This is a genomic window from Agrobacterium sp. AGB01, assembly GCF_014851585.1.
Lineage (GTDB): Bacteria > Pseudomonadota > Alphaproteobacteria > Rhizobiales > Rhizobiaceae > Agrobacterium.
In genome coordinates this window covers 48,836-66,077 of record NZ_JACVAB010000009.1, presented here as the reverse complement: position 1 = coordinate 66,077, position 17,242 = coordinate 48,836, and the positions used below count along the sequence as shown (strand labels likewise).

Genomic DNA, 17,242 nt, shown 5'->3' with positions numbered 1-17,242 from the left:
GTTGATGCGATGTGGCACATGACTTTAGCGATATCACAATCTCTGCGGGTACTGAGATTACTAAATCGGGGGAGTGGTCTGCGAACACCATCCTTCCGCTATTCAAAAAAGGGAATTTGTATGGCCGACTTTTTTAGCGGGAATCAGCTCTTTCGTACATTAGCTATTCTTTTGATGGTTTGGTCAGGCCCGGCGCTGGCTTATACCCAAATGCCATTCATCGAAAAAACACCGCCCCGCATTTGGGAGCAGACGCCATTCGTTATTGGTGAGAATTTATATCGAGCTGGGTTCATGCGCCCCAAGCCGCACGATACCAAGGCGATTGTCATTGAACAGTATGATCCCGAGAAGAATGTATTTTGGAAAGTCGCTGAACTGCCTTGGGACTTGGGACTTGGTTGCCTCCTTGTGGATGGAAATGACGTATGGGTCTTCGGATCTACTGACTGGACGGCACCGGATAACGAGATCCGCAAGCAGAAAATCGACCCTGATAAATGGACATTTTCTGGTGACGATAGCGTCGTGGTCCAAGCCCCTGCAGGAAAATCGGTGTTCAACTGCTCTGTGACAAAAGGTCCCGACAAATACGTGATGGTCTATGAGACCAACGAGTTCAAGGCATTTACCGGGCGCTTTATACAGTCGACTGATCTTGAGACGTGGTCCCCAATTGGTGAGCCATTGAGACCTGAAGTATATAACGCCTGCCAGACGATTAAATACGTCGGGGACGGCTGGTACATGGTCACTTGGCTCTGGTTTGACGGAACCCGATATATGACCAATGTAGGTCGCACGCGGGATTTTGTCACTGTCGAGGGTTGGCAAGGTAACGCCACTTATCCGGCCACCACGCAACTTTTGGTTCCTGGCAAATATGAGGGAATTAACGCCTCAGACAACGACTTTGTTGAATGGAACGGCAAGGTTTACGGTACGTATTTCACAGGAGATCAAGGCACTTGGGGCGTCAACAGTGACTGGTGGTATGCCGGAACGTTGGCGGACCTGTATCACGAGATGTGGCCATAAAGTATGCAAATCATTTTTGTACGATCACTGCATTTAGATCCGTTGCAGTAAGCAATGCTTGGGTTGATATCTCCGTGAATCCACAGACATGAAACATGACGCACAGGGCGCTGAGTTGCCCTGTGCTTCTGATATTCTCTCCTGACGCCGATAATCGACACAAGCAAAGGACAAATAAATCGGTTTGAATTGGGGGAGAGTTACCGGCTTTGTTGAGATCCAACTTCTGCCATCCTTGAAGCCCTCTGCACGAGGATGCGGCCGAGCGATACTCCTGGCTTCTCAATCCAACGATGAAGACAGTAAGCAGCAACCAATGACAGCGCCAAAGTCACGATCGCTCCGATTACTCCATGTTGTTTACGGATTATCATTACTAGCAAAGGCAAATGAACTAGATACAATGAGTAGCTGCGTTCACCGAACCACAGCGCTATCCTGTTTGCAAATATGTATTCAGATATCACAGACCGTCCAGAAAATAACAGCGCGCAGGTGACTACCGTCCACCAAACAATAGTCATAGGAAACGAGAACACTGGCCGGATGAGGATCGCAGCCATTAGCACTACAATCAAAACAACACCTGATTTAAATACGCGCCATTCTGAAATTGCACTCCAATATTTGTAAGCAATTACCCCAGTGGCGAAACAAATTGCGTAGGGCAATGGAGACCACTGCCAAGGCTCAGTTACTGGTGGTGCTGGTGTCAGAAGGTGAAATCCTACACTCACCACAATTAGTAAGACCGCGCCAAGGCCGGTACGCGAAATCCAGATAAATGTAGGCAAAAGGATATAATATAACGCCTCAATCGATAGCGTCCATTCCACACCAAGCGCGTTGTTTGCATGACGAAAGTCTATCCAATTTAAAAAACTCAAGTGAAAGATAAAGCTACGCAATTCAAAAGGTGTATTGAACTGTGCAGCAAAGGAAGACTCGCGCCCAAACAGCACAATTACCAGCATTAAATAATACGCTGGTGCGATCCGGAAAAATCGCCTCACTGCATATGAGCACCATTCACTTTGGCGACCGTCTAGCGACAGTGCTATCGTAAATGCGGACAAGACGAAGAAAACAATGACCCCTTTTGGCCCCAGAATAAGAATGTCCATAACAGCCGGGTGAATGTTGGGAGTGAATATTGCGAAAATATGGAACAGCACTACACCCAGAGCTGCATAGCCCCTCATCCCCGTCAGAAAGTCCAATTGAAGTCGTTCATTCATTCTTGTTTGAATCCAGCGCACAAAAAAATTATCGCCGTAGCACGCAAGGATTGCAAATTCAATCAACACCAAGAATACCGCAACTTGCAGATCAGCACTGGAATCTACAGCAGCCTCGGGCAGGTAATCACCGAACCACCACAGTGACAGATGATAATTTTTTTACGAACGGTCGTTTTTCTATTGCTTTTAAATACGATCGTTCGTAAATCAAAACCCACAACAATCCGGAGAGCGCTGTGGGTCGCACCAGAAAAATCATGAAGGACGATATTCTCGATGCCGCTGAGCGTGTCGTCGTGAGGCTTGGCGCAGCCGGCCTGTCCATTGATGCGGTTGCGCAGGAAGCTGGCGTCAGCAAATCGACCGTGGTGTATGACCACAAGTCGAAAAGCGCACTGCTGGAAGCACTGATCGATCGCCGGATGAATATGGAGCTGGAACGGCAGTCTGCTGCTGTTGAGGCGGCGGCGGACACCCCTCACCCGGAACTGTATGGGCGCATCAACGCTGCATCACGGGTGGTCGATGACACGGAGCGTGCGGTTGCCCTTGCAGTGTGCGCGTCAGTCTCCTCAGAAGAAAAACTGCAGCGGCAGATGCGCGAGTGGACGCTGACCGACATCAAGGCGATGGCTGACGGACCAAAACCACATGCGGCGCTAATGTCCTATCTCGCTTTGTGCGGCTTTTTCGTCACCGAGCTGTTTGGCTTTTACCAATGGAGCCCGGAAGACCAGATCAAGATCCTTGAAGGTGTGCGAACGATTTACACATCCTATCCCGATCAGACGTAATTTTGGGCCTTAAGGCCTGATCCCGATATTTAAAGGAACCACTATGTACCGCAGCATATATTTGCCGCGCCTGAAGGCGTGCCTTATTGCCACTTCTCTTTTGGCCCTGACCGCAACCAGTACACTGGCGCAGGAAGGCATGCCGCCGCCGGCCGTTGCTGTGCTTGAGCTGCAGGCGCACCCCATTCCCGTCATCAACGAGTTGCCCGGCCGTGTGGCCGCAACCCGCGTTTCGGAAGTGCGGGCCCGTGTTTCCGGTATTTTGCAGGAACGCGTTTTTGAACAGGGAACCTTCGTCAAACAGGACGATGTTCTTTACCGTATCGACCCGAAATTGTTCCGCGTACGGGTCGCCAGTGCTGAAGCCTCGTTGCGCCGCGCCGAGGCAACCCGAGACAATGCCAAGGTTCAACTGGCCCGCCAGACGACACTGCGTGAACGCAATGTAGCCAGCGGCATTGATTATGACACCGCATCCGTCAATCTGGCGCAGGCAGAAGCAGACGTCGCGCTGCAGCAGGCAGCACTGGACGAAGCCAAGATCAATCTTGAATATACCGAAGTGCGCGCGCCAATCAGCGGAATCATCGGTGGCGCACTTGTCACCGAAGGTGCGTTGGTGACGGCGGATGGCACATCCAGCCTCGCCCTTATCCAGCAGATCGACCCGGTTTACGCCGACTTTACCCAGTCGGCACAGGACCTGCTGGCGCTGCGCCGTGCCGTCAATGACGGCCGCCTTGAAAGCCCGGCACCGGGACAGGCCAGCGTCGAGCTGGTTTTTGATGGCGGCGATGTCTATGGCGAAAAGGGCAAGCTGCTGTTTTCCAGTGCCAATGTCGATTCCACCACCGGACAGGTCACGCTGCGCGCTGAATTTCCCAACCCGAATGGTGACCTTCTGCCGGGCATGTATGTGCGGGTAAAGGTTGAACAGGCCGTCAGGCAGGACGCCATTACCGTGCCGCAGCGTGCGGTGGTGCGCAGCCAGGATGGCAAGGCGCAGGTTTATGTCATCGAAGGTGATGATACCGCCAAGGTGCGCGTTGTCGAACTGGGTCAGGCGACCGGTCAGGAATGGGTGGTCGAGAGTGGCCTGAAGGCCGGTGAAAAGATCGTGGTCGATGGTGTGCAGAAGGTGCAGCCGGACAGCAAGGTGGTGCCTGAACCATGGGTCGCCAGCGAAAACCAAGCCGAGCAGCCGCAAGACGCGGCAACGTCAACACCAGCAACGCCGGCCCCGGCAACTTCTGGCCAGTAAGGTAACAAGATGGCACAGTTTTTTATCAGCAGGCCGATCCTTGCCTGGGTCTTTGCCCTGTTTATCTCGATTGCAGGCATCATTGCCCTGCCCTTTCTTCCCATTGCGCAATACCCCAAGGTCGCGCCGCCACAGCTTACCATCTCCACGTCCTATCCCGGCGCATCTCAGCAGGAGATCTATCAGGGTGTGACGCGCCAGATCGAAGAGGAGCTGAACGGCGTTTCCGGCATGATGTATTTCGAGTCCACCTCGGATACGTCTGGTGCCGTCAGCATCACCGCAACCTTTGAGGCCGGCACTGACATCAACCAGGCCTCGGTGGATGTGCAGAACGCCATCCGGCGTGTGGAATCGCGCCTGCCCTCTGCCGTGACATCACAGGGTATCAACGTTGAAGAAGCCGCCTCCGGCTTCCTGATGATGGTCACCCTTACCTCCACCGATGGCAGCATGGACGAGGTGGCACTTGGTGACTACCTGAACCGCAACGTTCTGGGCGAACTGCGTCGTCTGGATGGCGTGGGCCGTGCCCAGCTGTTTGCCGCCCAGCGCGCCATGCGCGTGTGGATCGACCCGGACAAGATGGTTGGCCTTAATCTGACAGCGTCAGATATCAATGCGGCCATTTCGGCGCAGAATGCGCAGGTTGCTGCCGGCCAGATTGGCGCCGCCCCCAACCCGATTTCGCAGGACCTGACTGCAACCGTGCTGGTTCAGGGCCAGTTGTCCGATCCAAAGGCATTTGGTGAAATCATTCTGCGTGCCAATCCCGATGGCAGTACCGTGCTGTTGAAGGATGTGGCGCGTGTCGAACTCGGCGCGGAAAGCTATAACTTTACAAGCCGCCTGAACGGTCAGCCAACCGCTGCCGTCGGCGTCCAGCTATCTTCAACTGGTAATGCCGTGTCAACCTCTGCTGCGGTTCAGGCCAAGATGGATGAGCTGTCGCAGTTCTTCCCCGCCGGCGTGGAATACGCCACACCTTACGACACCAGCCCGTTCGTTTCCGCGTCGATCAACAAGGTTGTATCGACACTGATCGAGGCGGTTGTTCTCGTCTTCGTCGTGATGTTCGTGTTCCTGCAGAACTTCCGTTACACCATCATCCCGACACTGGTGGTGCCGGTTGCCCTTTTGGGTACGGTCGCGGTCATGTATGCGACAGGCTTTTCCATCAACGTGCTGACGATGTTTGCCATGGTTCTGGCCATCGGTATTCTGGTTGATGACGCCATCGTGGTTGTTGAAAACGTTGAACGTATCATGGCGGAAGAAGGGCTTTCGCCCAAGGCCGCCACGCGCAAGGCCATGAAGCAGATTACCGGGGCGATCCTCGGCATTACGCTGGTGCTGTCCTGCGTGTTCATTCCCATGGCGTTTTTCCCGGGCTCCACGGGTATCATCTACCGTCAGTTCTCGTTGACCATGGTCGTGTCGATTGCCTTTTCGGCTTTCCTGGCGCTGTCGCTTACGCCTGCGCTCTGCGCTACCTTCCTCAAGCCCATCAAGAAGGGCCATCATGAAAAGAAGGGTCTGGCTGGCTGGTTCAACCGTAACTTCAACGGCCTGACCAACCGCTATGTCAACGTCACCAGCGGCATGGCAAAACGTGCCGGCCGGATGATGGTGATCTACCTCGCGCTGGTTGCCGGTCTCGGTTACCTGTTCATCAGCCTGCCATCGTCCTTCGTTCCGGCGGAAGACCAGGGCAACCTGATTGTCGATATCCAGGGCCCACCGGAAGCCAGTGCCAACCGCACAACCGCATCCATTGAGCAGATTGAGAAAATCTTCCGTGCAGAACCTGCGGTTAAAGACATTGTTGCCATTCAGGGCTTCAGCTTCTCCGGCAGTGGTGCCAATGCGGCCCTGATGTTCGTGACGCTGAAGGACTGGAGTGAACGTGGTGACGGCAATTCCGCACAGGAGATTGCCGACCGTGTGAACATGCAGTTGTTTGGTCTGAAGGATGCTACCAGCTTTGCACTGTCGCCTCCGGCCATTGACGGTTTTGGCGCCACCGGCGGCTTCTCCTTCCGCCTTCAGGACCGTAACGGCGTTGGCCAGACTGCACTTGCCGCCGCCGCCGGCGACCTGATGACCAAGGCCAGCCAGAGCCCGGTTCTCTCGGGCATGCGTGTAGAAGGTCTGCCAGATGCCGCACAGGTTCTGCTGGTCATCGACCGTGAAAAGGCCAACACGTTTGGTGTAACCTTCTCTGACATCAACAACACCATCACCGCCAATCTCGGCTCGTCCTATATCAACGACTTCCCGAATGCGGGCCGCATGCAGCGCGTTATCGTGCAGGCACAGGATCGTAACCGCCTTCAGGTCGAGGATCTGCTGAAGCTGAACGTGCGCAATGCCAGCGGTGGCATGGTGCCGCTGTCCTCCTTTGCCATTGCACAGTGGCAAAAGGGTTCGCCGCAGATCGTCGGTTACAACGGTTATCCAACCGTGCGTATTGCCGGCGAACCGGCACCGGGCAATTCCTCCGGTGTTGCCATGGCGGAAATGGAACGACTTGCCAGCGAAATGCCAGATGGTATCGGCTTTGAATGGACAGGCCAGTCGCTTGAGGAAATCAAGTCCGGCTCGCAGGCACCGTTCCTGTTCGGTATCAGCCTGCTGTTCGTGTTCCTGCTCTTGGCAGGTCTTTATGAAAGCTGGTCGATCCCGCTTTCGGTGATGCTGGTGGTGCCACTCGGGGTGATTGGTTCCGTGCTGGCGGTGATGGCGGCAGGCATGCCGAACGACATCTACTTCAAGGTCGGCCTCATCGCGATTATCGGTCTGTCGGCCAAGAACGCCATCCTGATCATCGAGTTTGCCAAGGATAATTACGCCGAAGGCAAACCATTGCTGGAATCGGCAATCGAGGCTGCCCGCCTCAGATTCCGCCCGATCATCATGACCTCGATGGCCTTCACACTCGGCGTTGTGCCGCTGGCCATCGCATCCGGTGCCAGTGCCGCAAGCCAGAACGCCATCGGTACTGCTGTTCTTGGTGGCATGATTTCGGCGACAATTCTGGCGGTGTTCTTTGTACCGGCATTCTTCGTCTTCGTGCTGAAACTGCTGCGGACCAAGCGTCCGGAAGCGGATGAGACGGAAACGGAAATGGCCGAACCGCAAGTCAAACAGCTGCAGTCGCACTAAACGCAAACTGCCCGCCCTGTCCCCGAAACGGGCAGCTACGCCCAACCCCGATACCTCCTCGGGGTTGGGCACTTTTTTTGGTGCAATCGTGACAATGTCATCGCGCCATCAGTCGGACCGTCCCGTTCAAGGAACAAGGTTTTCCTGACGATAATTCAGGTGCAGCGGCAATTAATCACTTCAACTCATACGCGAAAAACGCTAGCGTCCGATTCTGTCGATCGACCCACCTCATTCGGATGTGCCCCACATGCCCACCTTGACGTTTTTCCCCGTCACCTCTGCGCACGGGTTTGGCTTTCTTGCGTGCTCCGGGCATGCAGACACACCGTAAACATCTCACGACATGCTCTTGGCCCATCAGGCGTGCGCCGCTTTCATTAAAGCGCGCCATCACCAACAGGTCTTTCCCGGTTTCTCCGCACAAAGGTTACTTTAGATGTCTGCATATCTGGCAGGCCTTCCGGCTTTCCTCACCTATTTCGTTACCGGTCTTGCCTGCTACGGGCTGTTTATCTTCATCTACACGCTGCTGACACCGCACAAGGAATCCCGGCTGATCCGCGAAGGCAACCTCGCCGCCATCGTGGCGTTTCTGGGTGCGCTTCTCGGTTTCAGCCTGCCGCTGGCCTCGGCTGCTGCACATTCCGTCAGTCTGATCGATTATGCGCTCTGGGCATTGATTGGCATCATCGTTCAGGTCATTGCCTTTTACATCGCCAATTTCACGATGAAGGACCTGCACAGCAAGATCACCAATGGTGACATTGCCGCCGGTATCTGGGGCGGCGGCATTGCAGTTGTGATCGGCATTTTGAATGCCGCCTGCATGACGTATTGAGGTGCGATCATGGTCAGACGCCTGATGGGAGAACATTCCTTTCTTACGCTTGGTACGCTTGCGACCGGTGCGATTATGATGACGAGTTGCAGCAAAGATCAGACCATCATCGACTCTCTTGATCGCTGCCTGTCACAAACCCAAAGTGAGGATGTGTGCAAGGTTGCAATAGAAGATGCGAAAAAGGACCATGTTGCGACTGCGCCGCGGTTCATCAATATGCCCGCATGTGAAATGGAATATGGTGCTCGCGCATGTGAAATGCTGCCGACAAACCCTGCCAACAATCCGTCCGGAAACGATGTTTTCAGCCCCAAACTGGTAGGCTTTTATTTGCCTTCGGGCATATATTCGCTGGCCACTTATCACGCATACCGCAAGCGTATGGAAGAAGAGCAACAAACGCCACCCGGCACCAGCACAAGTGGTGGTGGATATAGCAGTTTCGGCAGAACGATCTATCGCAACAAAAATGGTGAGAATGTTGTTCCGGACCTTGAAGCACGCGCCAAGGCCAAGCAGAGCGGGCTGCGAGATGTGATCAGCATGGCGCCCTATGACTCTCGCGCCTTTAACCCTCGCACTGAAACCTCCAGCCGCAGCGGCTTTGGCAGCGGACACAGTGCCGGTAGCGGAAGCCATTTCAGGTTGGGAGGCTGAGCTATGCACCGCATCTCTCTAGCACCCCGCCCGGACTGGCGTGAAAAAGCCGAAGCCGTTGGTTTCAGGTTTCACGAAATGTATGGCGAAGCCTATTGGGTGGATGATGCGGCCTATTGTTTTGAGCTGGAAGAGATAGAAGACGAGATCGAAGCCCCCAGCCAGGAACTGCACGACATGTGCATGGACCTGGTCGGCGATATCGTCAATGACGAACTGGCGCTTCACCGGCTGGCCATTCCCCGTGAGTATCATGATGTGGTGCGCAATTCATGGCAGCGGCAGGACCGCCATCTCTATGGCCGTTTTGATCTGGCCTATGATGGAAGCGGCCCGGCCAAGCTGCTGGAATACAATGCCGATACACCGACCTCGCTGTTTGAAACGGCCTATTTCCAGTACAACTGGCTGATCGACCAGATTGCGCTTGGCGCCCTTTCGCCGGATACGGACCAATTCAACTCCGTGCAGGAAAAGCTGGTGGATGCCTTTGGTCAGTTCTCAAAGGACCGGATTTTCCATTTTGCCTCCATCTCCGACAGCACCGAAGATTACGGCACCACGGCCTATCTGATGGACTGCGCCATACAGGCCGGTCACAGGGCACAGTTCCTTGACGTCAGGGAAATCGGCATTGACGCCGAGGGCCGTTATTCCGACCTGCAGAACCGCATCATCGAGCGCTGTTTCAAACTGTACCCGTGGGAGTTCATGCTGCGCGAGACCTTTGCCGAGCAGCTTATCGACAACGGCCAGGTGTTCGTTGAACCGGCCTGGAAGTCCGTATTGTCCAACAAGGGGTTGTTGCCACTGCTGTGGCAGCATTATCCCGGCCATCCCAATCTTCTGCCCAGCTTTTTTGCCGATGATGCGGATGCCGCCGGACTGTCCGACTATGTAGTGAAACCGCTTTTGTCGCGTGAAGGCGAAAATGTCAGCCTGTTTCGTGACGGGCATGAGGTGCTGGCAGCCCCTGGCGATTACGGTGACGAGGGTTACATCGTGCAGGCGTATGCACCGCTGTTTGAAAGTGAGGCCGGACACGCCGTGCTGGGCAGCTGGATTGTCGGCGATCAGGCCTGTGGAATTGGCATTCGTGAAGACAAATCGCTGATAACAGCCAATCTTTCGCGGTTCGTACCGCACATCATAAGCGGATAACGCTACTCGTTAAACCACTCTTGTCTTGCCCAAGGTCCGACACGGCTTGGATTTTCGCGGGCAACCATCACGGCCGTACTCTGTCGCCACACGATCAACATGGCAGCGGTACAATGGATGAAGTCACCAGAGGCGAACTTGAGAAGCTTCATGGGCGTATCAACGACATGAGGGAGCGGATTGTGACGCTGGAGGCGCAGCAGCCGCACATCAATGCCGCGCTTCTGCGCATTGAAGGCAGTGTTGGCAAACTGGCAGACCGCATTCGCAATGCGCTGTGGGCCTTGCTGTTACTGGTGCTTTCACCGCTGGCCGTGCTGCTTATAAAAGCCTTTGCCTCCGGCGCGCTGTCTGCTCATCTCTAATCCCTACGAAAGTGGTAACCGTTTTTTTGCCGGGAACGCCCCGGGTTGGCCACCACAACCATCCCTGCCCGATGCTGCCGCCATCTTCAATCGAGGTGGCAAACATGACATTCGTCTTCACCCGCATCTTCCTGCGCTATGTCGCGGCAATCCTTGTTACCAAGGGATTGATTGCCCCTGACATGGGGCACATTCTGTCCAATGACCCGGACCTTGCGACCGGTTTGCACTTGGCTGTCGGCATGGTAGCCGCCCTTGTTGCGGAAGGCTGGTATTATCTGGCGCACAGGTTTGGCTGGGCAAAATGACATGGCTGCGCAATCTCCTGCTGGGCGGTGTGGTGGAAAAGTTCACCGGCCCCCTTCTTGCCGCCTATCAGGCCAAACTGGCAGCGCAAACCGACAAGGACCGGCTGGCGGCCGAACAGGCAATCAAAAGCATTGAGGCGGCGCGTGATATTGCCGTTGCAGAAGCGGCGGATCGCTGGAGCGCGACGCGCCTTGGTCGGTTGCTGATCGTGGTGCCTTTTGGCCTGTGGTGGGCGGCGATCTACTGTGTGCAGATCATCAATCCGTGGTTTGGGCTGTCACTTGTGGTGGTCGATGTGCCTAAACACATCAATGATATGGCGCTAGTGCTGATCCCGGCGATTGTTATTGGCGATGCCGGTGCGCTACTGGCGCGCCAACTGAAACGATAAAAGATCGGTAAATAGACTAATGTGAATGTTGACATAATCACAACATGTTGTTATTATATCAACATCAAGAAAACGATGGGTTGGGGGCTGAATACTCCGGACTTTGCGAAACTCCTTCAGCCGGTGCCAGTCGTTTTCCTGACATTTCACAACCGCCCGGTCTGCACGACCAACGATCCCTTCGCTGACGTTCCACCAGCGATAGCGGCGCTACGCTTACCCCATACATGGCAGACCAAACTGATCTGCAACCTCCCCTTGGGTTATGTACCCTCAGGGTATGAGCGCAATGACAGGTGTGGCCGTGGTCAAAATGGCGTCTTCGATCTTGCCGGCTGGTGACACAAGGTCTGCTTCCCCGGTTTTGCGGGCGCGCTCCACCCTGGCCAAAATCTGCTTGCCATCACGCAGCCCGCAGATGGACAGCGCGCCAATCGCAGCCGGATCAACCAGTTCCGACTGGCCAAACAGCACGACGGCATCATCCCAAATTGCCAGAGTGCCCGAGGATGCGCGGATCTGTGCGGCAATGATCTGCCGTGTGTAATGGCCACTGGCGGCCAGTTGCGCCTTTTCGATAACCGCCTGCGGCAGCGGCCGGGGTTCTGGCAACATGTGCAACGTACCATCCTCATCAATGGTGGCTGCCAGCAGAATTCTTGCTTGCAGAGCATCAGCCTCTGATGTGATGCCAGCGTGTTTGATCACCTCTGACACCGGCACGGAAAGAAAGATGGCAATCTGGACCGCCTCTTCCATCTTCATCTTGCGGCTGCCAGAGAAGGTGCGCGACACAGCAGACGGGTCAGAGTTCAGGTGCCTGGCAAGCGCACGCAGCGATTTACCGGTATCCTTCAACCTGTTGTGAAACCATTCGCCATCAATCTCGGCCATAAAATTCTCTCTTGGATGCGCAACGTTGTGCATTTGTTGCAAAATTCACAACATTTTGCAAGAGCACATGAAAAGGACGATCACTATTGCGGCGGTCGGCGGGTCTTCATCGCATAAGATGCCAGGCATCTTTTCCCGCTCAAGATACAGAAACATATCGATAATCCCAGTGATGCGGCCCGCTGATAATTCCACGTTTCCAGCCGCTTCATTTTTTCTGCCTATCAGTGTTGTTATCTGTTGACGTTGCTATAATCACAACATATTGTTGATTACGACAACGCCAACAAATAGCCGGGATAAACACTATGCGCGCCAACCCTCAGCAAGACACGGACACGATGGCGAAACGCCAGTCGACGCTGTCTATGCTGGAACAGGCAGAGATGATTGATCATCTTGTCGGGCGCTGTGTGATGCGCGGTGGTGCGGTTGCTGACGAAACACTTCTCGTCATCACCGGCCAGACCGCAGAAAACCTGATCTCGCTCGCCAATCATCTCAGGCGCCTATCACATTTTCAGGGCCGTCCCGACGGGATGGTGAAATCGCGATGAGCAACACATATTTTCCCTCGCCGCTTCGGCAAAAACGCCTTGAAGCAGATAACCGCGAGCGCCGCCTTGGGCAGGTTCGCACCGGTTATCGCAGGCGTGGCAACACACTTCGCAAAGTCCCCAAACGGCAATTTGCCAGAAAACCGGCGGTGCCTGCCTGCTCAGCCAAATGCAGACAGAAAAACACCGTCAGTCAGGGTGCTTTATCATGAACATTTTCGTCAAAAAACCACGCCTCAGCAGCTACAGGAAGATTGAAAACCCGCTGGACCGTTTTCCAAGCTGGCAAACCTTCAACCAGATCGACAAGGAGCGCGCCCGCGAGCTGTTTGATTACCGCGATGGCAAGCTGTACTGGCGCAACATGGTCGGTCGCCGGCGTCCGGAAGCCGGTTCCGAGCTGATGCGCAAGACCACCGGCGGCGATCCCGTCTGGGTAATTTCTCTGGGCAGCCGTCAGGAAGTGCGCCGTTACATGCGCTGCTATCTGGTCTGGAACTGGCATTACGGCAAGACAGACCGTATCTTGCGCCCACTGGATGGCGACCATCTGAATGACCGCATTGGCAATATCGGTTTTGCCGGGCCTTTGCCGCAGGAGGACATGCCGGAGCCTGCCCCAGCACCGCAACCGCTTGAAAGCAAATATGGCGTGAACTGCCCGTGCTGCGGCGCAGGTGTGCAGGTGATGACCGCAGATCTCGCGACACAGGTCTATGGCATTACCGAACAGCAGGCCCGTATCTTGCGTGCCATCTGGAGCGGCAAGGGAAAACCCGTACACATGGAACGGGTGTTTTCCGAAATGTATGCCGACGATCCCGACGGTGGACCGACGCAGGAAAAAATGTATCTGGCTTTCAAGGTGGCCATGTCCCATCTGCGCACCAAGCTGGAGGGCTCCGGCATTTCAGTTGAAACGGTGGGGTACCGACAGGGATACCGGCTTATTCTGGGTGATCGGGCCACATCGTTGGACAGTCCGGCCTGAGTGGGTTCCTCGCCACGTCATCCTCGCCCCTGAGGCGAGGATCTAATCACGTTGACCAGATATGTTGCGGTTGCGGATACGTGGTTAGATCCCAGGGTCAAGCCCTGGGATGACGCCAGAGATGGAAGCCAGCGGCGCGCGTCTGCGCAGTGGAAGACGTCTCCCATCGCTCAGACCAAAGGCACTCCCTTTTCCCAGAAGTCACGCACCTTATGCCACCATGTCACTGTTTCCGGGTGCATCCATGGCAGAAAATCGTCCGGCTTGGTGGTGTTGTGCAGATTTTCGTTCTGCAAATCTTCCAGCAAACCGACGATTGCTGCGTCCTTCACGTACTGGACGCCATGGGTATGCCAGTCTTTTACAACTTGAAAAACGGCGGTAAAACGCGATGTATCACCTGCTTCCAGACATCGGATCAAACGGCAGGCGAATTCCCCAGCAATCAAATAGCCACTCACCTCTTCGTCAGATTCCTGCTCGCGCCGGAGCCTTTCCCAAGTCTCCCGAAAGGTGGGGTCAGCCAATAACAGCGGCTCAAACATGTTTGAGCGGTGAATTATCGTGGCGTCGTCGTGATCGGGTTGAGACATAACTCTTTTTGTCAAAGCCTAAACCCTGCCGCAAGTCCTGTCGCAAAAACCGTAATTTCACTGCGTATATTTGCCTGGCAAAAAATCCAGAAATCACTGTGCAGGAAAATATTTGTCGGCCGGTGGCTCCCTCTGCACGTCATCCTCGCCTCTGTGGCGAGGATCTAATCACGTTGACCAGATATGTCGCGGTTGCGGATACGTGGTTAGATCCCAGGGTCAAGCCCTGGGACGACGTGGGATGACGTAAGAGAGCGATGCAGTTCAGTACAGGAAAGAGGGACGGCGCAGCGGGCTCACAAAACCCGCAAACCACTTTGACCGCAAATATTTCGCGGCCGATGGCTTGCGTTACGTCGAATACGTTGCGATAATCGCAACATAATTCAACATGAGTCACAACAACATGTCATCTGATGTCGAACGGCTGCGCCGCGACGTGTCGCTGTCTTCTACCGTGGCGAGCTACGGTTACAGGCTGCAGCGCAACGGTCGCGAATACCAAACCTGCTGCCCGTTTCACGCAGAGAACACGGCATCATTTACAATTTATGCCGGACAGGACGGCGTTGAGCGGTTTCACTGCTTTGGTTGTGGTGAACATGGTGACGTGCTGGATTTTGTGCGCAAACTGAAAGGCGTCAGCCTGCCTGAGGCGATGCGCCTGCTGGGCAGCGGTGACTGCAGCCATCATCACATCTCGCGCGCTGAGACCCCCGCCACGGATGCCTATGACGGTATTGTGCCGGTAACGCCCCCTGTTGAACCGTTGCTGCCCGGCCGCCGCGTGCGGCTCTATAATCCCAAACGCCGCGGCAAACGCGCGGAATGGGGCGCATTTGCCCCTTCAATGGTGTTTCCCTATCGCCACCGCGATGGTTCGCTGATGGGATATGTGCTGCGGCACGACCTGCCCGGTGGCACCAAGGAAACGCCGATGGTGATGTTTGTGCGGCTGGAAGACGGCACGCAGACATGGTGCCGTTTCCCCTTCCCCAAACCACGACCTCTCTATGGCCTGCAGGAACTGCCTGACAGCGGCAAGGTCATTGTCGTGGAAGGCGAAAAATGCCGCGACAGCCTGCGCAAGGCGACCGGACACAGCGTTGTGTCATGGGCGGGCGGCACGCAAGGCGCCAAACACACCGACTGGTCACCCCTGGCAGGTCGCGACATTCTCATCTGGCCGGATTTCGATGTGTCGGGCCTGTCGACATCAAGCGATATTGCGCAGCGCCTGACGGCACTCGCCGCCAAGGTGCAGCTGGTCGGGTTTACCGAGACAGACAAGGCCTCACAGGCAGAGGTTTTCTCCTATGCGGACTGGCAGGCCGGAAACCTGCCCAGTCGTGGCTGGGACTGTGCCGATGCGGTGGATGCCGGCTGGACAAAGGCCAGGCTGCAAACATTCATGCGCCAGACCATACGTCCCTATCTGCCACCTGCCCCGCCAGACAGCAAACCGGCCGCGACAGCAGTCACACCATCAGCCCCCGGTAAATCATCAACCGGCAAATCGGCAATCACAACACAGGGCAAACCGCGTGGCGTTGACGGTATTGAGGACATGCCAGAGCATTTTCCGCCGCAAAGCTACGGATCAGAAGTCTGGCTGGCGCGTGAGTTTCAACAGGCGTTGAAACAGGCCTGTGGCGGCGACATCGTGCGGGCGGAGGGAAAATTCTGGGCCTTTGGTCCGTCGGCATGGCGACCGATACCGGACCAGAAAATTCGCCTTGCGGTGCATGCGCTTGACGCGGTTGCCATCGGTGCCAAGGCGACACCGCTGAAGCTGGGCAAACGGATGATTGACGGCATTCTCAATGAACTCGGCACCCGGGTTTGTGATGATGATTTTTTCAAGAATCCCGTGGTCGGCATGAATGCCAAAAACTGCACGATTACCATTGATGACAGCGGCAAGGTGACCTGCCGTGACCATGATCCGCAGGACCGGTTTCGGTTCACCATCGATGCCGAATATCATCTGCACACCGACAGCAAACCGCCTGATGGTTCGTTGCTGCACCGCCTGCTGTCCGGTGCTTTCAAGGGTGATGTCGATGCCGACAGCAAAATCCATCTGATTTCCGAAATGCTGGGGGCGGCTGCCTTCGGACTTGCGACGCGGGTCAAACAGCCGAAGGCCTTCATTCTGCTGGGCGAAACCGCGAGCAACGGCAAATCCACCATTGCCGCATTGTTTCGCGCGCTTCTGCCAGAAGGTGCGGTGTCATCGATCTCACCGGCGTTTTTCAACGATGAAAAACGCATCATCAACCTTGCTGGCAAGGCTGCCAATGTCGCGGACGAGTTGAGTGCGGCGGCCATTGCCGGTGAGGAATTCAAGGCGGCGGTCACCGGCAACCCTATTGAAGGCCGCAGCCTTTATAAAAACGTCGTGAGCTTTTCGCCCCGCGCCCTGCACTGTTTTACCACCAACACCCTGCCCCGTTTTAATGGCGGCATCGATCGCGGCCTGCGCCGCCGTCTGGTGGTCATGCAATTTAACCGCACCATCCCCGAGAGCGAGGTCATTACCGATATTGCCGAGCGCATTCAGGCGGAAGAGCTGGATCTGCTGTTGGGTTTTGCGGTGGCCGGCGCCATCCGGCTGAAAAAGAATGGCGGTTATTCCATTCCCGAAAGTTCAAAAGACGCGCTGAATTCCTGGCTGCTGCTTGATCCGCTCAATGAATGGTTCGATATCCGCGTTGTGCCAGCACCGTTTGAACCACAAGGCGGCTGGCTGCGCACCAGCCGGCTGTTTGAGGACTTCAAGACCTGGGCGGTCGATCAGGGTTACAAGGAAAGCTTCCTGCCGCCGGTCAACACCTTCTCGCAACGACTGAAATCCATGCCCAATATCCAGCTGAAACGCCTGAGCACCGGCATGGTCGCACAGGGCGTGACCATTCAGGGCGGCACGCAATATGGACAGGTGTTTTGAACAGCCGCGTCACATCCACCATGCCATAGGC

The 17,242-nt window shown here is 55.4% G+C and carries 16 protein-coding genes; 13 read left to right on the top strand and 3 right to left on the bottom strand.

The window, feature by feature from the left end; translation table 11 throughout:
* Positions 1–120: 120 nt before the first annotated feature.
* Positions 121–1,038, top strand: a complete 918-nt coding sequence (locus tag IB237_RS24045) for a hypothetical protein (protein WP_192491274.1) — start codon at positions 121–123, stop codon at positions 1,036–1,038.
* A gap of 200 nt (positions 1,039–1,238) precedes the next feature.
* Here the strand turns inward: IB237_RS24045 and IB237_RS24040 are convergent, their stop codons facing one another.
* On the bottom strand, positions 1,239–2,345 hold the full coding sequence (locus IB237_RS24040; protein WP_192491273.1) for an acyltransferase: 1,107 nt from the start codon (positions 2,343–2,345) through the stop codon (positions 1,239–1,241).
* A gap of 170 nt (positions 2,346–2,515) precedes the next feature.
* Here IB237_RS24040 and IB237_RS24035 point away from each other — a divergent pair, with 170 nt between their 5' ends.
* The 9 genes from IB237_RS24035 (at position 2,516) to IB237_RS23995 (ending at position 11,226) form a co-directional block, all read left to right on the top strand.
* Complete coding sequence (locus tag IB237_RS24035) at positions 2,516–3,073, top strand: TetR/AcrR family transcriptional regulator (RefSeq protein ID WP_192491272.1); 558 nt, start codon at positions 2,516–2,518, stop codon at positions 3,071–3,073.
* 43 nt (positions 3,074–3,116) lie between these two features.
* Positions 3,117–4,334 (top strand): efflux RND transporter periplasmic adaptor subunit, encoded by a 1,218-nt coding sequence (locus IB237_RS24030; RefSeq protein WP_192491271.1) that lies wholly within the window; start codon positions 3,117–3,119, stop codon positions 4,332–4,334.
* Between the two features lie 9 nt (positions 4,335–4,343).
* Positions 4,344–7,499, top strand: coding sequence for an efflux RND transporter permease subunit (locus IB237_RS24025; protein ID WP_192491270.1), 3,156 nt, complete (start codon positions 4,344–4,346; stop codon positions 7,497–7,499).
* 439 nt (positions 7,500–7,938) lie between these two features.
* On the top strand, positions 7,939–8,340 hold the full coding sequence (locus IB237_RS24020; RefSeq protein ID WP_192491269.1) for a DUF350 domain-containing protein: 402 nt from the start codon (positions 7,939–7,941) through the stop codon (positions 8,338–8,340).
* Between the two features lie 9 nt (positions 8,341–8,349).
* A complete protein-coding gene (locus tag IB237_RS24015) occupies positions 8,350–9,000 on the top strand; it encodes a DUF1190 domain-containing protein (protein ID WP_192491268.1) in 651 nt (216 codons plus the stop codon).
* Between the two features lie 3 nt (positions 9,001–9,003).
* Entirely contained in the window at positions 9,004–10,161 is a 1,158-nt protein-coding gene (locus IB237_RS24010) for a glutathionylspermidine synthase family protein (protein ID WP_192491267.1), read from the top strand.
* Between the two features lie 113 nt (positions 10,162–10,274).
* A complete protein-coding gene (locus IB237_RS24005) occupies positions 10,275–10,526 on the top strand; it encodes a hypothetical protein (protein ID WP_192491266.1) in 252 nt (83 codons plus the stop codon).
* A gap of 104 nt (positions 10,527–10,630) precedes the next feature.
* On the top strand, positions 10,631–10,834 hold the full coding sequence (locus IB237_RS24000) for a hypothetical protein (RefSeq protein ID WP_192491265.1): 204 nt from the start codon (positions 10,631–10,633) through the stop codon (positions 10,832–10,834).
* Positions 10,831–11,226 carry a hypothetical protein gene (locus IB237_RS23995; RefSeq protein ID WP_192491264.1) on the top strand — a complete coding sequence of 132 codons (396 nt, stop codon included), beginning with the start codon at positions 10,831–10,833 and terminating at the stop codon, positions 11,224–11,226. Before IB237_RS24000 ends, IB237_RS23995 begins: the two co-directional genes overlap by 4 nt.
* Before the next feature lie 273 nt (positions 11,227–11,499).
* On the opposite strand, the gene IB237_RS23990 is transcribed toward IB237_RS23995, so the two are convergent.
* Positions 11,500–12,120, bottom strand: a complete 621-nt coding sequence (locus IB237_RS23990; protein ID WP_192491263.1) for a helix-turn-helix transcriptional regulator — start codon at positions 12,118–12,120, stop codon at positions 11,500–11,502.
* A 308-nt stretch (positions 12,121–12,428) separates the two neighbouring features.
* Between IB237_RS23990 and IB237_RS23985 the strand changes: the two genes are divergently transcribed.
* Complete coding sequence (locus IB237_RS23985) at positions 12,429–12,677, top strand: hypothetical protein (protein WP_192491262.1); 249 nt, start codon at positions 12,429–12,431, stop codon at positions 12,675–12,677.
* Between the two features lie 208 nt (positions 12,678–12,885).
* Positions 12,886–13,668 carry a helix-turn-helix domain-containing protein gene (locus tag IB237_RS23980; RefSeq protein WP_192491261.1) on the top strand — a complete coding sequence of 261 codons (783 nt, stop codon included), beginning with the start codon at positions 12,886–12,888 and terminating at the stop codon, positions 13,666–13,668.
* 170 nt (positions 13,669–13,838) lie between these two features.
* On the opposite strand, the gene IB237_RS23975 is transcribed toward IB237_RS23980, so the two are convergent.
* Positions 13,839–14,261: a hypothetical protein gene (locus IB237_RS23975; RefSeq protein ID WP_192491260.1), complete on the bottom strand. Its 423-nt coding sequence runs from the start codon at positions 14,259–14,261 to the stop codon at positions 13,839–13,841.
* 406 nt (positions 14,262–14,667) lie between these two features.
* On the opposite strand from IB237_RS23975, the gene IB237_RS23970 reads away from it, so the two are divergent.
* Positions 14,668–17,211, top strand: a complete 2,544-nt coding sequence (locus IB237_RS23970; RefSeq protein WP_192491259.1) for a CHC2 zinc finger domain-containing protein — start codon at positions 14,668–14,670, stop codon at positions 17,209–17,211.
* Positions 17,212–17,242 lie beyond the last annotated feature (31 nt).

Coding starts and splice junctions, on each gene's coding strand:
- IB237_RS23995 (WP_192491264.1), top strand. CDS start 10,831: ATGACATGGCTGCGCAATCTCCTGCTGGGCGGTGTGGTGGAAAAGTTC.
- IB237_RS24000 (WP_192491265.1), top strand. CDS start 10,631: ATGACATTCGTCTTCACCCGCATCTTCCTGCGCTATGTCGCGGCAATC.
- IB237_RS24010 (WP_192491267.1), top strand. CDS start 9,004: ATGCACCGCATCTCTCTAGCACCCCGCCCGGACTGGCGTGAAAAAGCC.
- IB237_RS23970 (WP_192491259.1), top strand. CDS start 14,668: ATGTCATCTGATGTCGAACGGCTGCGCCGCGACGTGTCGCTGTCTTCT.
- IB237_RS23985 (WP_192491262.1), top strand. CDS start 12,429: ATGCGCGCCAACCCTCAGCAAGACACGGACACGATGGCGAAACGCCAG.
- IB237_RS24005 (WP_192491266.1), top strand. CDS start 10,275: ATGGATGAAGTCACCAGAGGCGAACTTGAGAAGCTTCATGGGCGTATC.
- IB237_RS24025 (WP_192491270.1), top strand. CDS start 4,344: ATGGCACAGTTTTTTATCAGCAGGCCGATCCTTGCCTGGGTCTTTGCC.
- IB237_RS24015 (WP_192491268.1), top strand. CDS start 8,350: ATGGTCAGACGCCTGATGGGAGAACATTCCTTTCTTACGCTTGGTACG.
- IB237_RS24020 (WP_192491269.1), top strand. CDS start 7,939: ATGTCTGCATATCTGGCAGGCCTTCCGGCTTTCCTCACCTATTTCGTT.
- IB237_RS24045 (WP_192491274.1), top strand. CDS start 121: ATGGCCGACTTTTTTAGCGGGAATCAGCTCTTTCGTACATTAGCTATT.
- IB237_RS23990 (WP_192491263.1), bottom strand. CDS start 12,120: ATGGCCGAGATTGATGGCGAATGGTTTCACAACAGGTTGAAGGATACC.
- IB237_RS24030 (WP_192491271.1), top strand. CDS start 3,117: ATGTACCGCAGCATATATTTGCCGCGCCTGAAGGCGTGCCTTATTGCC.
- IB237_RS23975 (WP_192491260.1), bottom strand. CDS start 14,261: ATGTCTCAACCCGATCACGACGACGCCACGATAATTCACCGCTCAAAC.
- IB237_RS23980 (WP_192491261.1), top strand. CDS start 12,886: ATGAACATTTTCGTCAAAAAACCACGCCTCAGCAGCTACAGGAAGATT.